The organism is Streptomyces sp. NPDC090032 (assembly GCF_044748025.1).
Taxonomy (GTDB): domain Bacteria; phylum Actinomycetota; class Actinomycetes; order Streptomycetales; family Streptomycetaceae; genus Streptomyces.
In genome coordinates this window covers 175,401-189,484 of the sequence record NZ_JBIVFF010000014.1, presented here as the reverse complement: position 1 = coordinate 189,484, position 14,084 = coordinate 175,401, and the positions used below count along the sequence as shown (strand labels likewise).

The window sequence follows — 14,084 nt, the reverse complement described above, 5'->3', positions numbered from 1 at the left end:
CTCCCTTCGCTCATCTCGCAGCCAACGGCGTGAGCCTGCCTGTAAGTACTGCCGCTGGGACGGCGGTTGCAAGAGGGCGAGGTCTCTTGGCCGCAAGATCGCACCAGCGGCCGACGTTCATCCGAACCCCTGACGTCCTCTTCTCGCTCGCAGCGTCTGTGTAGGGGCCTGGCGGTCCTTCAAGCGGATGGGACCTCGGGGATGGGGATGCCCCTGCCCTTCCCAGCACTCCATTCCTGCCCGGCATTCACGCCGACTCTGAGACCAGTGCCTGCAGGGGACGGGGGCCCTCCGCGTTGAGCGATTCCTGATGCGCCACTGCCGGCTGCAGGAAGGCGTCTGCTACGTCGAGCAGCGATAGCCCCTCACGCGTACTGACTTCCTGGAGCCGTGCCAGGCCATTGACTGCGGCACTGTCTTCGCGCGCCGCGACCAACTCCGCTGCCTGGTGGATACGCTCCCAGCGTGCCGCACGCGTGTCGGTGGTCCACACCGGCCGCGGGCAGGCGGGGCTTGGGTGTACGGGCCGCCAGCGCAGCAGTTCCTCCAAGGCGAGATTCGCGGCCCGTTGAGCGTGGGTCACGAGAATGTCGGTCAGTTGGGTGCGCTGCGTGTAATAGAGGCAGATCACACCGATCGGCCTGTGCCGAGAGTGCAGCGGGAGTGCCAGCACCTGCTGGGTGTCGGGGAGTTCCTCGGACAGGCGCGGGGTGCTGCGGCAGCGATCTTCGCGTAGCCCGTGCTCCAAGACAGGCCGCACTTCGAGTGCGGCGCTGAGCGAGGGGCCATTGGCGCAGGTGAACTGTGCGGCCTCAGCCTGCAGGGCCCGCTCGTCGGTGGCATGCAGCAGCTGCCAGTCCTCGAGTCTGGGCAGGAAGGACAGGGCCGCCCGCTGCGCGCCGAGTGCCTGCATAAAGGCGTGGCAGAGCCGGTTCGGCAGGGCACGCCGTCCCACTGCCGCCGCGAGCGCACGCCACATTCCTAAGGGTTTGCAGGGGATCAAGGTGTTGCTTCCCGTCCTGAAGCTCGTTGGTGTGGTATGCGCATCCCGGACGAGACTCGTCACCAACTCGTGGTGAAATTCGCGGTGTTGTTGCCGCACCTGGGCGAGCGGCAGCGTCGGCTGTTGATGGCTGCCGAGGCCCGTGTCCTGGGCCATGGCGGCGTTCGGGCCGTCGCGCTGGCGGCCGCGGTGAGCGAGACGACGGTCCGCAAGGGCGTGTTCGAGCTGGAGGCCGGCGAGGGGCCCTTGGGCCGGGTGAGGCGTCCGGGAGGAGGCCGCAAACGGGTTGCGGAGCTCGATCCGGAGCTGCGGCCGGCTTTGCTGCCGCTGGTCGAGCCGGATATGCGGGGCGATTCCATGTCGCCGCTGCGATGGACGGCGAAGTCGACCCGCGCACTCGCGAGGGAACTGACCCGGGCCGGGCACCAGGTCAGTGCCGACACCGTGGCAGATCTACTGCGGGAGGAGGGCTTCAGCCTGCAGGCCAACGCCAAGACGCTCGAGGGCAGCCACACGTGGACCGGGACGCGCAGTTCCGTTACCTCAACGAGCAAGCCCGCGATCACCGGGACGCCGGTCAGCCGGTCGTCAGCGTGGACACCAAGAAGAACGAGCTCGTCGGCGAGTTCAAGAACGACGGCCGCCAGTGGCGCCCGGTCGGTGATCCGGTGCCAGTGAACATGCATGACTTGTGGGCGGCTGTAGCGCTGCCCTCCTGCCGCCAACCTATCCGCCAATTCAGATTCGAGACTCCCGGTGCTGGCTCCCCAAGCCGGGGTCTAGTAGATCGCCTGTCCGCCTACTTCCGAAGCGTCGAAGGTCGGATCCGCAGCAAGGCCCAGCGTGGCTTCATGCTCGAATCCAACTGCCACCCAGCAGCAATTCCAGCTACATCACCCCACAATGCCTTTCGCGTCACCTTCCACCAGATGATGCAAAACCCTGGGTACCGTCTCCGATAGGGCCCACTCGGATACCTATGCCAAACGTGGCTACTCGACAACAGAGCCCCACGGCAGCGAACACGAGGGCCCCCAATCGGGGAGTGCGGCTGTACTACGCCCCACTCCCGAGGTGGTTCGCAGCTGAAACCTCCAGGCCCGGCACACCAACAGCGTGACGCACCCCGAAGAGCACGAGGTCACTACGGACGAGCCATCTGGTCGATCACCGATCGACCCCGCTGACGAATAGAAGCTAATTCCTCACCGCTTCTTGGTGGCGGTGCCATACGCGCCGGACTCTGATCAGGGCATACACGAAGATCAGCACCTGTAGGACCGTCCACGTGATATTGCCGATGCTGTCACCGTCGATCACTCGCCAAGCCAGAAGGGGGAGTGCGACGATGAGCATTGGCCAAAGAAGCCATGGCGCCCAGCGCACGACCTGTACCGTTCCTGGCGGCAGTAGCCGTGGTCTTGATTTCTCTGCCCTCACTGCGCTCCCCACCCGGTAAGTCCACTGACCTCTGCCTCTTCGGCTCCATTTGCTCGGTGGCTGCCTCCGACAGCTTCAGGACCTGAACCCGCATCTTTGGCTTCGAATCATCAGGAATCAAAGCGGAATGTCTGCGACTAATTGATGCCGTCAGGTACTCTTCTTTGATTTAGGGCCACGGATCATGAGAGCAGTCAAAAGTACCCCGGAGGCAATCACCACGATGCCCGCCGAGAGCATTACATAATTCTCACCACTAAGACCAAAAATTGCGGCAAGCACCCCACAAATCATACCCAAGACAATAAATGCTACCAATTTACGCTTGGAGTTCTTATCCATCGGATTCCTCTCTACATTGACAGAAACTTCTAACTAAATGACACCTAGCCCGCGCAATCAGCCAATGGTGGCGAGCCCGTGAAGACTCGCCACCGGAGCGCGGTCACAGAGTTCAATTCCGCTGCAGTTGAGGTCTAACTGGCCACGCTCACCCCGTTAGGCTCTGAGCAAGGGTGACGACATGAAACACCGGCGCATAACGCACGCACGTTCCCTCATCCGTAGCTCAGAACATCGGCATTTGCCTCAGCGGCTACCACACCGACCCCACAGGCGAAGAGGCCGGCCCCTACGGTTCCCGCAGGCCCGAGTGTGCTGGCGGCCAAGACGATGCCGCTTTCTGATGCTGCTCCAATCCCGGCAATGCAGCCAGCAACATCTCCGACGATGCGGCCGCCTACGTCGAGAACGTCGGAGAAGCTGAAAAGTCCGGTGGGGTCGATGCGGTTGACCGGGTCGCCTGCGGCGTAGAGGTAGGGGTTCTGTTCCTGGCCGGAGGGGTCGGGAGTGGTGAAGCGCCCGATGTTGGGGTCGTAGTAGCGGGCCTCATAGTGGTAGAGGCCGGTGGGGTCCTGGTAGCCGCCGGCGAACCGGTAGGGCTGTGGCACCGTTTCGCTCCCGGTGGTGCGCTGAACGCCGCGGGGGCTATAGCCATAGTTGTTGACCTTCGTGCCGGTCTCGTCGGTCATGGCGACGACGCTGCCGAGCGCGTCGGTCAGGTAGTAGTAGTTCTTCCCCCCACGGGTCATGGAATTCAGCGTGCCCCCGGGTTCTCGGTTGAACCCCGTGTCCACTCCACCAGTTGAGGTGCCGGCCAGGCCGATCGGCCCGTTGTGGAAGAAGGTGTCACCGAGCTTGATCCGCTCGGACTGATCCGTGGAGCCGTACTGGCCCGCGTACGTTTTCCCAGCGACGGTGAGGGAGGTCAACTGGGAGTAGTCCGACCACTTCTCGCCCGTGCGGGTGCCCTCGGGGGTGGAGGCTGCAGCGGTCTCGTTGCCGATCTTGTCGTAGGACCAGTTCGCCGTCGAGCCGTCCTTCGCGGTCATCTGCTGGGCGTCGTTGATCGTGTAGGTGGTGCCGCGAGGGCAACCGGGGTCTACGCCCTGGGAGGTTAGGTTTCCCGCGAGGTCGTAGCAGTATTGCCACGAGCTCCGCAGGGTGGTGCCCTTCCCTTCCTTGGCGTACGAGAAATGGCCGGCGCTGTCGTAGCTGTAGGACGTGTTGTATCCGGTGACCGCGTCCGCGCTGGTGCGGATCTTAGTTCCGTCCTTGCCTGCGTTGGCGTAGGAGTAGGCGAGGTCGACCAGGGTGCCCTTGGGTGATGTGGCCTTGATCTTCTCCGGGCGGCCTGACTGGTCCGGAGTGACCGTCTGGACGGTGCTTCCGGGATATGTGGTCTTGGTGCGGACGTCGTTCTTGTCGTACTCGTACGACGTGGTGTTGCCCTTGGGGTCCTTGAGCTCCTTGAGTTTGTTGACCTCGTTCCAGGTGTAGTCCGTGGTGCCGGCCGGGTCCTGGTACGTGTCGACGTTGCCCGCTGGGGTGTACGTCAGGAGGGTCTGGGAGCCGTCCTGCAGTGTGCGGACGGTTTCCCGGGAGAGCGGGTCGAAGTCGTACTTGATGACACCGGTGCCGTCGGAGCGCTGCTTGAGGTTCCCGTCACCGTCGTAGGTGTACGTGACCGTGGCGTAGCCGGAGGTGTCGACCTTGATGACGCGGTCGCGGTTGTCGTAGGTGTACAGGGTGGTGACGCCGCGGGGGTCCTTGGCCGTCAGGGCACGGCCGAGGTCGTCGTAGGTGTAGGTCGTGGTACCGAGCGGGGATGGCGGGGTGACCTTGGACAGGTTGCCCTTCGCGTCGTAGGTGAACGCGGTGGACACCGACTTCGCCGATGTCATTTTTGTCGTGGCCTTGCACCGCTGACCTTCGAACCCGCCACAGGTGGGGGTGGCTGGGTTGTATTCGAAGGTCTGGTTGCCTCCGCCCGCGCCTTCCACGGCGACGGATTTTGTGTTGCCCGCCGTGTCGTAGGTGTAGTCGGTCTTCTCGCCGTCAGCCGTCTCCATCGTGCCCGGCAGATCGGCCCCGGAGATCGTCTGATAGCCCGTCACCGAGGCTGAGGCGCCGGTCGGGAGTGTCTGTGAGGTCGGGTTGTTGCGGCTGTCCCACCCGTACTTCATGACGTTCGCGCCTGACCCGCCGACGCCCATGGCATCGGAGGCGGTCTCGACGTTGCGGTTCGTGTCGAACGTCTTCGATCGCTCGTGGCCGAGGGCGTCGGTGACTTTCGTGACCTGCCCGTCCCCGTCATGCTGGTACTTCGTGGCGTGCAGTTCCGGGTCGGTGACCGTCGTCGTGCCCGCCGCGGACGGTGTGGAGGCCGAGTAGCCGTAGGTCCAGGTGGGACCGGTGTGCCCGTCGCTGTTGAATCCGGTGCCGCGCAGCATGGAGGTGACGCGGTTCTGGTCGTCGTAGGTGAAGACCGTGACGCGTCCTTCGGGGGTGGTGATCTTCGTCAGACGGCGGGAGGCGTCATAGCCGAAGAGGGTTGCTTTGCCCTCGGTGTCCGTGGCCTTGGCAAGGTCGCCGGACGGGTTGAGGTCGAAGACCGTCGTGCGGCCGGTGTGGTCCTTGGCCTGCCACTGCGACGCGTCCGTCTTGACCAGATCGATCCAGCGCCCGGAGCGGGTCTCGGTAAGCTTGAGGCCCTTGTTCTCCCCGCTTTCGTCGTGCTGGGTGACGGCGACCGCGCTGTTGTTGCGGTCGGTGACCTTCGTCAGGGTGCCGCTGGCGTTGTAGGTGTCCTTGGAACCGGACTTGCGGTCGGTGAGCGTGTAGGTGCCGTCCGCGTTCTTCTTGAGGTCCTGGGAGTACCCCTTGGGCGTGGCGAAGGTGCCGTCGCTGTTCTGGGTGAAGCGGACGGCCGCGCCGCTCGCGTCGTAGATCACGAGCTCGGAGGTGAAGATCTGCGCGTAGCGCTCGTACTCCTGCCACCAGCGCTGCGTGACCTTGCCCCAGGGGACTTCCAGGGAGTTGTACGTCCGTGCCAGGCGCAGGGACTTGCCGGCCCCCGCTACCTCGAAGTCGGTCGCGGCGAGCATCAGGTTGCCGTTGGAGTGGTTGACCCGGGCCACCAGGGAGTCGGTGATGCGGAAGTCGGAGATCTGATGCCACGGCACCGACCCCTGGCCTTCCGGCACATACGTCGTTATCTGCGCGTCGCCGGCGATGCGCGCCCCGCCGGCAGGCTTGGGCGCCGGGCGGGCGGCGCGCTGCCTCTGCTCTTTGCGCCATGCCGCGATGTCAGCGGACCGGCGCTTCTCCGTCCGGGAGGGCACCGGCTTCGTCGAGCCGACTTTCACTTGCGGCATCGTGAAGCGTGGACTGCCCTTTCCCCAGGCCGACAGCGGCCCCGGATCGGCTACCGGCGCGGCCGGTGCCGGGAGCGCGGAGGCGCCCAGCGCTGCGGACACCAGAGCTGCGGTCAGAGCTGATCTGGCACGTATACGGGCACGCCGAAACGGCGTGCCGGAAGCACGCAAAATCATGGATCCCCCCCAGGAACAAGAGACCCAGAGACCGATGCGGTCACTGGAGCATCACACGCTGTCACAGCACGGTTCACAAATGCTCCTGCCACTTCCCGTTGCCTGCTCATGACCCGTCAGAACAGGCCGATTTGCATGTCCGTTTCATCCCGCAATTATTCCTACATGGCGACAGTTCCCCTAGGGCAATGGTTAACAGGGGCGACACAAGCCGACCGAAAACCGACGGTCGCAGCGTTCCCCTCCTCGCCGTTCTGCGCCGTTGCGGTCAAGGTTCGACACGAGATGGCCAGCACGTGACGCCAGAGCAGCGCCATATGCATACAGATGAATCCGGTGCCGCTGCTCCAGGGCCTGCTGACGGACCATCACTCAGACACGGTGTCGACTATGGGACGCACCGCTCACACAGCTCTTCCGGGGGGACAATGACTGCCCGCGCCATGCCTGTAAGACCCGGCGGTTTCGCACGACTGAACCGGGCGGTCCGGTGGGCCGGACATCTGCTGTGCTGGTCGCATGCGATCGCGATGGCGCTCACAGCAACCGAAGCCCTCATCCATCCCACGGCCCCGTGGTGGCCATATCTGTGGATCGGCGCCTGGGCTACCACCGGTGCCTCCCTGCTCACCTGGGCCGGCCTGCGAACCGCACAGAAGTTCCGCCGCCGAGACGTTGGCGGCGACGGCAGTGATGGCAGTGATGGCAGTGATGGCAGTGATGAGCACAACGACCCTCAGAACACAGGGACCCGCACGACCCACAATCGGGCAGCCTGAACCGCCGGCTGCTCGCTGCTGTGGTGGCACTGCCTGCTTGAGCCGCCATGACCGAGGCCTCCACCTGTTCCGCGGAAGGCGACGATTCCACCGTTGCCAGACCCATTGCGCGCGCACGATGCATCATCTTCGCCTCGGTTGCGAAGACGGTGGCCTAGCCAGTCTTGTCGGTGAGCTCCCCGGCCATTTTGAGTGCATCGATCAGTGCGTTGCAGTTCAGGGAGGGGCCGTCGGCTTGCAGAGAGCCGATCTCCGGTCCTCCCCGCTCTGTGGCCGCTGTTGCCGGTGGTGCCCTCGCCGCTGCCGACGGCCAAGCTGAACCACCTCTGCGGACGGAGGCGTCAGGCGCCGGTAGGGATAGGCGGCGCTGCGTTCGGGCCCGGTCGTGCGCAGCGAATTCTATGTGCAGAGGTGTAGCAAGCGCATGAAGCGATCTGGACGGCTGTGGAAGATACCGGGAGCGGGCAACCGGTTGGCCGCGTCCCTGACGATGAAGCGTCCCGTGCGCGGGACTCCTTGACACGCCTGCTGCGCAGGGTTGCCGGGCACAATACCGTGCGGCTGGGTGCCGCCGCCGTGCTCGGGATGTCGGGCGGCAGGAGTGCCCGCAGGGCCGCGCTGCGGGGCATCGGCTCCGTGGCCATCGCCGCGGCGATCGATCGCACACTGGCCAAACCGCCGACTCGTAGCGCCCGTCCCGTCTTGGACGCGCTCCCCAGGATCGTTCCCCGCCCGAGCAGCGCTTCCCTGCCCTCCAGCCCAATAGCATCGGCCGCCGCCTTCGCCTCCGGTGTTGCCCTGGAATCACCCTGCTACGGCCTCGCCGTGCTGCCGTTCGCCGCAGGACAGGCCTACGTACGGGGCCGTGAGGGCCTCGGCCACCGGGGCCGCACGGCAGCCGGGGTGATCGTGGGCGTGGGTGCCGCACTGCTCACCTGCCGCTGGTGGCCGGTGAAGCCGGAGGCCGCGGCCGCCGCAGCTCCTCCCCGCAGGCCGGCTCCGGCGCTCGTGGCCGGCAAGGGTCTGCATCTGGTGGTCAATCCGTCGTCGGGCATCTCCTGGAGCCAGGACACTGCCGAGACCCTGCGCAATCTGCTTCCCGAGGCCGCGATCACCGTCTTCGAGCCAGGTGACGAGCTCGTGGCCCTGCTCGACGAGGCAGCGCTGCGCGCCGGAGCGGGCGGTGGTGCCTTGGGAGTGTGCGGCAGCGACGGCACTGTCAACGCGGGCAGTACGACGGCCGCCCGCCATCATGTGCCCCTCGCTGCCTTCCCCGGCGGTACGTTCAACCATTTCGCCGTAGACCTCGGGAACCAGACTCTGGAGGACGTGGCCCGCGCGCCCCGGGTGGGCGACGCGGTCACGCCGACGTGGGCCGGGCATCGTCACCCGAGCGTCGCGGCCGCCCCGACGGTGGTGCGCCGGACGGTTCACCCGACGGCTCGGCCGGCGTTTCGCCGAGCGGCGGTGAACAGCAGCTCTTCCTCAACACGTTCAGCATCGGGGTGTATTCGGAACTCGTCCACGCCAGGGAGCGTCTGGAGAAGCGCATCGGTAAGTGGCCCGCGTTGGCCGTGGGCCTGGCCAAGGTCCTGACCACCGGCAGCCCTATCTCCGTGGTCATCAACGGCCGCCCCCGCAGCATCTGGCTGCTCTTCGCGGGCAACGGGATCTCCCACCCTGCCGGTTTCGCCCCGACCTACCGCACCCAGCTCGACGACGGGCTGCTCGACGTCCGTGCCGTGGAGGCCGGTACCCCGCTGGCCCGGACACGGCTGCTCCTCGCCGTCCTGACCGGGACCCTGCACAGCTCCCGGGTGCTGACGACGGCCCAGGTGCGCCGGCTGGACCTGGAAGTCCTGCGGGGCGAACCGCACTTCGCCTACGACGGCGAAGTCACGCACGCCACCTACCGGCGCCTGGTCCTCGACAAGATCCCCAAGGCGGTCACCCTGTACCGCCCCGCCGACCAGGACCAGTGGCTGCGCTGACACCAGGCATCAGACGAAGGAAGGCGGCTGTGGCGACGGGAAGTTTCCGCCACCACAGCTGCCGTCGCGTACCCGGGTGTGCCGCGTTTCGCGTCCGTCAGAGTTTGCGCCAGCGGGCGTTGGCCCCGTGACGTCCAGCGAGCTCTTGTCGGAGTTCCCGCTTCCGCGGCCGTTGCCGCTCCCGCAGCCATGTTCCTGCCGGATGCCCCGGCGAAGGAAGCGATACATCGCGCCGACGCTCACCGCGTCAGCGCGCCAAGGAGGCTTCCGTCCTGGCGATACGACGCTTCCTCTGACCCACTGGGCCCGATGCGCACACCAGGTCGTTCCTATCCGTTGACCTGAATCTCGCCCAGGAACCAGCCGTTCACTTCGCCGAGTCCGATGCGGAACAGCCCGCCGTGCTCGGGGAAGGCGGCCGCTCCATTGACGACCTTGCCTCTGTTCAGATGGAGATAGTCGGCGTCTCGCTCGGGCTGCTCCTTCTCCCAGGCGAAGTCGGCGGAGAAGGCGCTCGCATGGCTCTCCGAATCGGCGAGCTGCTCGGCGATGTGCTCGGCCCAGACGTCATGCGGCACCACCTCGCCGGTGACGGTGGTGCCGTACACGATGAGCGTGATCGGAAGGGCGAGGCCCTCCCTCTGCACTCGGTCAGTCAACCTCTTCAGCAGGGGATCCACTTGGCTCATGTCCGGACACTAGCTCGGCGTCAGATACCGGGAAGCCGTCACCCCAGAAGCTGACGTGCTCTGGCTGCCGCCGTCGTGGTTGTTGTCCTGTTCATTGGGGTTCGAGCCGCGCTGCCAGGACTTCCCCCTGCGGGGGCAGCATGCTTATATTTGCCTCATGGAAACAGTTGCATGGCGGCTGTGGCCTGATATCCAGCATAGGCAGTCCACCGAGCGGCGCGTGCCGCTCATGGACCGCTCCGTCGAAGGGTTTTCGGGTGAGTAGCAGTGAGGCCGTCGTTCGGCAGCATGTGACGACGGCGCTGCACGGGCGTGCCGACGAGGTTGCTGATCGCTGGGTGCAGCTCCAGCAGAGCCAGCCCGGGCTTGGCTCGGGCATCGCCGAGCGCGAGCTGCGGGAGGAAGCGGATGCCCTGGTTGCCGCGCTCGTCGGCGGGATGGACAGTGCGCTCCCGGTGGACCGGATCGTGAATTCCCACGAGGAACTCCGACGGGCGGTCAGCGACTTTTCGCTGCGCCGGGCTCAGGCGGGCACGACACCCACTGCTGCCTCCCTCGCCGTCCTCTCCCTCAAGGAGGCGGTGCTCGAGGCTGTGCAGCAGAGCTCTCATCAGGACGAGGATCTGTTTGCTGCCGCGCTGCTGATCAACCGGCTGCTGGATGCGGCGGGTGCGCTGTCTTTCGACACGTACGTCGAAGGCCGGGAGGAGATCATCCGCAGGCAGAGTCGGCAGCTGCTCGAACTGTCGACGCCCGTTGTGCGGCTGTGGCGGCAGGTGCTCGCCGTCCCGCTGATCGGTACGCTCGACACCGCCCGCACGCAGGTGGTCATGGAAAACCTGCTTCAGGCGATCCAGGATCACGAGGCGCTGGTTGCGATCATCGATATCACCGGGGTGCCGACAGTGGATACGGCGGTCGCGCAGCACCTGATGCAGACCGTGAACGCGGTGCGTCTGATGGGCGCGGACTGTGTCATCAGCGGCATCCGTCCACCGATCGCGCAGACCATCGCCCAACTCGGTATCGACCTTTCGAAGATCCTTACGCGTGCCACCCTCGCCGATGCCCTGTCCGAAGCCGTCAAGCTCACGGGCAACGCTGCTCCCGAGTCCCCTGGGACAGCACGTTGATCGCGGGTCGGCCGACGGCGAGTGTCCCCATACTGCGGCTCGGCGATGTGCTGGTCACTGGGCTGCTCAACGAACTCGACGACAAGGCTGCCGCTGCCTTCACCGACGAGCTCACCGATCGCATCTCGGCAGAGAGCATCCGAGGGGTACTCATTGACATCTCGCGCCTCGAGATCATCGACTCCTTCGTGGCCCGCATGCTGATGGAACTGACAACCATGGCCCGGCTGTTGGGAGCGCGGGTGATCGTGGCCGGCATGCGGCCTCCGGTGGCCATCACGCTGGTCGAGCTGGGCGTCGAACTGGCCGGTGTGGAAACCGCGCTGGATGCGGAGCGCGGCATGTCGGCACTCGGATGGCGTCACAGTCCTCAGCCCCCGGAAGGGGCGCGACGTGACGCAACTCGCTGACAAGCCCGGTGCGGCAGAAAGCCCCGGGGCCAGACGCCCAGCACCCTCCGCCGCGATCGAGCCGACCGCTCAGACCGGGCTGCGTACCGAGGAGGACTTGCTGACGGTCCGGCATGCGGTGCGGGCAGCGACGCTGAAGATCGGTTTCGGCATCGTCGACCAGACGCGCGTGGTCACCGCGGCCAGTGAACTGGCCCGCAACGCTTACATCCACGGGGGCGGCGGCTCCCTGTCCATCGAGTACCTGCGCCAGGGCGACATGCGCGGAGTGCGCTTGACTGTCCGGGATGACGGACCCGGCATCCCGGACCTGGACGCCGCCCTCACCGACGGCTTCACCACAGGCACCGGTCTCGGCCATGGCCTGGGCGGCGCACGCCGCCTCATGGACAACTTCGAAGTGCATTCCATTCCTGGTCACGGCACCACGGTGATCGCCACGCGCTGGGCACGCCAGTGACACCTCAACCGGCGCCGGGAACCATGCGCGTGGCGATCGACCACTACAGCGCCGTTCACCTCGCCGCCTCAACCGCTCGCTCGCTCGCCGAGCAGTGCCGCTTGCCCGGTGCCATGCCGGACCAAGCAGCGGTGATCGCCTCGGAACTGGCCAGCAACCTCGACAAACACGCACGCGACGGCACGCTGTACATCCAGCCGCTGCCGCTCGGCGGAGGCCTGGAAATCCTGGCGGCCGACCGGGGCCCGGGTATGCCCGAACTCCAGCGATGCCTCACCGACGGCTACACCACGACAGGAACCATGGGCGCCGGCCTGGGCGCCGTGACACGCATAGCAACCGACCTCACCATCCGGACCGACAGCGAAGCGGGCACCCTCGCCTGCGCACGGCTCGCCCTGCCGGAGCAGACACCGGCAGCGCGGCAACCGGTCGGCCTGATCTGCGTCCCCGCAGACCGAGAGCAGCATTGCGGCGACGCCTGCGCCGTCATCGACACCGACGGCGCGCGCACAGCGATCGTCATCGACGGACTGGGCCACGGCCCGCACGCCGAAGAAGCCGCGCAGACAGCCCTGCGGTCGTTCCACGCCATCGCAGACCGCCCACTCCCACACCTGCTCACAGCCATCCACCGCTCATTGCGCCGAACCCGCGGCGCGGCCGTGGGCATTCTGCGCCTCGAGGCGGAGCGAGCCGAGTACTGCGGCGTCGGCAACATACGCGTGGCGGCCATCTCCCCCCACCAGGTCCACCAACGGCTGACCGGACAACCCGGCGTCGTCGGCTGGAACCTCCCCACGCCGCAAAGCCACTACTTCCCCCTGCGCGCGGGAACGACAGCCGTACTCCACAGCGACGGCATCGACAGCAGATGGACGCATGCGCCCTCGCGCTTCTTGTTGCGACTGCCCCCTTCGCTGCTCGCCGTCGCGGTCGCCCACAACCACCGCTCCACCCGGGACGACGCCGCCGTGCTCGCCGCCAGGCCCTGCCAAAGGCACTCATGACCACGAACTTCTTCTACGCTCTTCCTCAACTACGCGAAGCCACACGCCAGGTGTCCAACGACAACCGGCTGCCTCTGGAAGTCCGGGCGCGCCTGGTGCTGTCCGTTACCGACGCGGCCGCCGGCGAACTTGGGGCAGGTCGGCCCGTGGTGCTCAGCACGTCCCGGGAAGCCGGCTCGCACGACGACTCACCCGTCTTGGCAGTGGCCCTCAAGGCCCCACGAGCACGCCGGCCGCTCGACATCGCGAACCTGCCGCTGCCCGGCGTGGCGACCGGCCCGCACTGCGTCACCTGGCGCGTGCCCCTCCCCCGCACGCAGAGCACGCAACCGCCGGGCTTCGGCTCTGACAGCGACGACATCGCAGGCCAGCTGACCCTGGCCGAGTCCCAAGCCATCAACGAAGAGCTGCGCGCCGCCCTCGCCCGGGCCGACGCACTCGCGGCCGAACACCGCCGACTCAAGCACGAACTCGGCGAAACCAACGGCGGCGTCCTCGCCCTCTACGTCCAGCTCGAAGAACGCGACGAACAGCTCCGCAAGGCGCACGGACAGGTGCTGCGTGACCTCGAAGACGCGCTGCGTCCCCAGCCGGTGGACATCGACGGCCTGGAACTCGCAGTCCACTACGCCCCGGCAGAGACGAACGCCCCCACCGGCGGCGACCTCTACGACTGGTTCGCCCTGCCCGACGGCACCTTGCACATCACCATCGTCGACGCTCTCGGCCATGGCGTGCGCAGCACCCGCAGCGCACTCAACGTCACCCACGCCGTACGAACCCTGGCCCTCGAAGGCCACCCGCTGCAGTCGATCCTGGAACGCACCCACGAAATCCTCATGCCGTTCGACCCGGACCTCATGGCCACCGTGCTGCTCGCACGGATCGACCCCGCCACAGGCAAACTACAACTCGCCAACGGAAGCCACCCGCCCGCGCTGCTGCTCCGGGCCGATGGCACATCCGAATACCTCCAACTGCGCGGCCGTGGCATCGGCTTCCCGCTCCCGGGCAGCGAAGAGCTCCTGCACACCGAGATACACGCCGACGATCTCCTCATCCTCTACACCGACGGCCTCACCGAGAGCCGCAGGGACCCCGTGGAAGGCGAGCTCCGTCTCGTCGCAGCAGCCCGCCTTCTCGCCGGGAGCCCTCTCGCCGAACTCCCCGGCGCCCTAGCAGCACAGATGCACACCGTCATGCTGCACCCCGACGACACTTTGGCCCTGGTCATCCGCCGCACCGGCGCTTCTCCGTGACCGGAGGTCCCCGCGTC

General features: G+C 66.5%; 10 protein-coding genes and 2 pseudogenes. 8 read left to right on the top strand and 4 right to left on the bottom strand.

The genetic code is table 11. The features are described 5' to 3' along the window. Positions 1 to 247 precede the first annotated feature (247 nt). Entirely contained in the window at positions 248 to 979 is a 732-nt protein-coding gene (locus tag ACIPWY_RS31565) for a GAF domain-containing protein (RefSeq protein ID WP_401536059.1), read from the bottom strand. A gap of 60 nt (positions 980 to 1,039) precedes the next feature. Here ACIPWY_RS31565 and ACIPWY_RS31560 point away from each other — a divergent pair. Then, positions 1,040 to 1,692, top strand: a pseudogene (locus tag ACIPWY_RS31560) (ISAzo13 family transposase); the annotation flags it as partial. A 901-nt stretch (positions 1,693 to 2,593) separates the two neighbouring features. On the opposite strand, the gene ACIPWY_RS31555 reads toward ACIPWY_RS31560, so the two are convergent. Both ACIPWY_RS31555 and ACIPWY_RS31550 read right to left on the bottom strand, forming a co-directional pair. Beyond that, the gene (locus ACIPWY_RS31555; RefSeq protein WP_401536057.1) at positions 2,594 to 2,785 is read right to left on the bottom strand and encodes a hypothetical protein; all 192 of its coding nucleotides are present in this window, start codon (positions 2,783 to 2,785) and stop codon (positions 2,594 to 2,596) included. A 215-nt stretch (positions 2,786 to 3,000) separates the two neighbouring features. Continuing rightward, on the bottom strand, positions 3,001 to 6,159 hold the full coding sequence (locus ACIPWY_RS31550) for an RHS repeat-associated core domain-containing protein (protein WP_401536055.1): 3,159 nt from the start codon (positions 6,157 to 6,159) through the stop codon (positions 3,001 to 3,003). A gap of 1,541 nt (positions 6,160 to 7,700) precedes the next feature. On the opposite strand from ACIPWY_RS31550, the pseudogene ACIPWY_RS31545 reads away from it, so the two are divergent. Then, positions 7,701 to 8,384: pseudogene (locus ACIPWY_RS31545) on the top strand (phosphoesterase); the annotation flags it as partial. A 101-nt stretch (positions 8,385 to 8,485) separates the two neighbouring features. Next, positions 8,486 to 9,106 (top strand): diacylglycerol/lipid kinase family protein, encoded by a 621-nt coding sequence (locus tag ACIPWY_RS31540; protein ID WP_401536146.1) that lies wholly within the window; start codon positions 8,486 to 8,488, stop codon positions 9,104 to 9,106. A 329-nt stretch (positions 9,107 to 9,435) separates the two neighbouring features. Here ACIPWY_RS31540 and ACIPWY_RS31535 read toward each other — a convergent pair whose 3' ends face one another. Beyond that, positions 9,436 to 9,753, bottom strand: a complete 318-nt coding sequence (locus tag ACIPWY_RS31535; protein ID WP_362910654.1) for a hypothetical protein — start codon at positions 9,751 to 9,753, stop codon at positions 9,436 to 9,438. 299 nt (positions 9,754 to 10,052) lie between these two features. Between ACIPWY_RS31535 and ACIPWY_RS31530 the strand changes: the two genes are divergently transcribed. From ACIPWY_RS31530 to ACIPWY_RS31510, 5 genes are read left to right on the top strand one after another with little or no spacing between them, the layout of a single operon-like run. Beyond that, positions 10,053 to 10,928 carry an STAS domain-containing protein gene (locus tag ACIPWY_RS31530; RefSeq protein ID WP_362910652.1) on the top strand — a complete coding sequence of 292 codons (876 nt, stop codon included), beginning with the start codon at positions 10,053 to 10,055 and terminating at the stop codon, positions 10,926 to 10,928. A gap of 47 nt (positions 10,929 to 10,975) precedes the next feature. Beyond that, on the top strand, positions 10,976 to 11,338 hold the full coding sequence (locus ACIPWY_RS31525; RefSeq protein ID WP_393705185.1) for an STAS domain-containing protein: 363 nt from the start codon (positions 10,976 to 10,978) through the stop codon (positions 11,336 to 11,338). After that, positions 11,322 to 11,798 carry an ATP-binding protein gene (locus ACIPWY_RS31520; RefSeq protein ID WP_401536052.1) on the top strand — a complete coding sequence of 159 codons (477 nt, stop codon included), beginning with the start codon at positions 11,322 to 11,324 and terminating at the stop codon, positions 11,796 to 11,798. The genes ACIPWY_RS31525 and ACIPWY_RS31520 overlap by 17 nt, the downstream gene beginning before the upstream one ends. 23 nt (positions 11,799 to 11,821) lie before the next feature. Continuing rightward, the gene (locus ACIPWY_RS31515; protein WP_393705189.1) at positions 11,822 to 12,808 is read left to right on the top strand and encodes a SpoIIE family protein phosphatase; all 987 of its coding nucleotides are present in this window, start codon (positions 11,822 to 11,824) and stop codon (positions 12,806 to 12,808) included. Further along, the gene (locus tag ACIPWY_RS31510) at positions 12,805 to 14,067 is read left to right on the top strand and encodes a PP2C family protein-serine/threonine phosphatase (protein ID WP_401536050.1); all 1,263 of its coding nucleotides are present in this window, start codon (positions 12,805 to 12,807) and stop codon (positions 14,065 to 14,067) included. The genes ACIPWY_RS31515 and ACIPWY_RS31510 overlap by 4 nt, the downstream gene beginning before the upstream one ends. Positions 14,068 to 14,084: the final 17 nt, after the last annotated feature.

Bases quoted from the DNA above. Each gene is read 5' to 3' on its own strand.
- ACIPWY_RS31510 (WP_401536050.1), top strand. From the start codon at position 12,805: ATGACCACGAACTTCTTCTACGCTCTTCCTCAACTACGCGAAGCCACA.
- ACIPWY_RS31550 (WP_401536055.1), bottom strand. From the start codon at position 6,159: ATGCCGCAAGTGAAAGTCGGCTCGACGAAGCCGGTGCCCTCCCGGACG.
- ACIPWY_RS31565 (WP_401536059.1), bottom strand. From the start codon at position 979: ATGTGGCGTGCGCTCGCGGCGGCAGTGGGACGGCGTGCCCTGCCGAAC.
- ACIPWY_RS31555 (WP_401536057.1), bottom strand. From the start codon at position 2,785: ATGGATAAGAACTCCAAGCGTAAATTGGTAGCATTTATTGTCTTGGGT.
- ACIPWY_RS31515 (WP_393705189.1), top strand. From the start codon at position 11,822: ATGCGCGTGGCGATCGACCACTACAGCGCCGTTCACCTCGCCGCCTCA.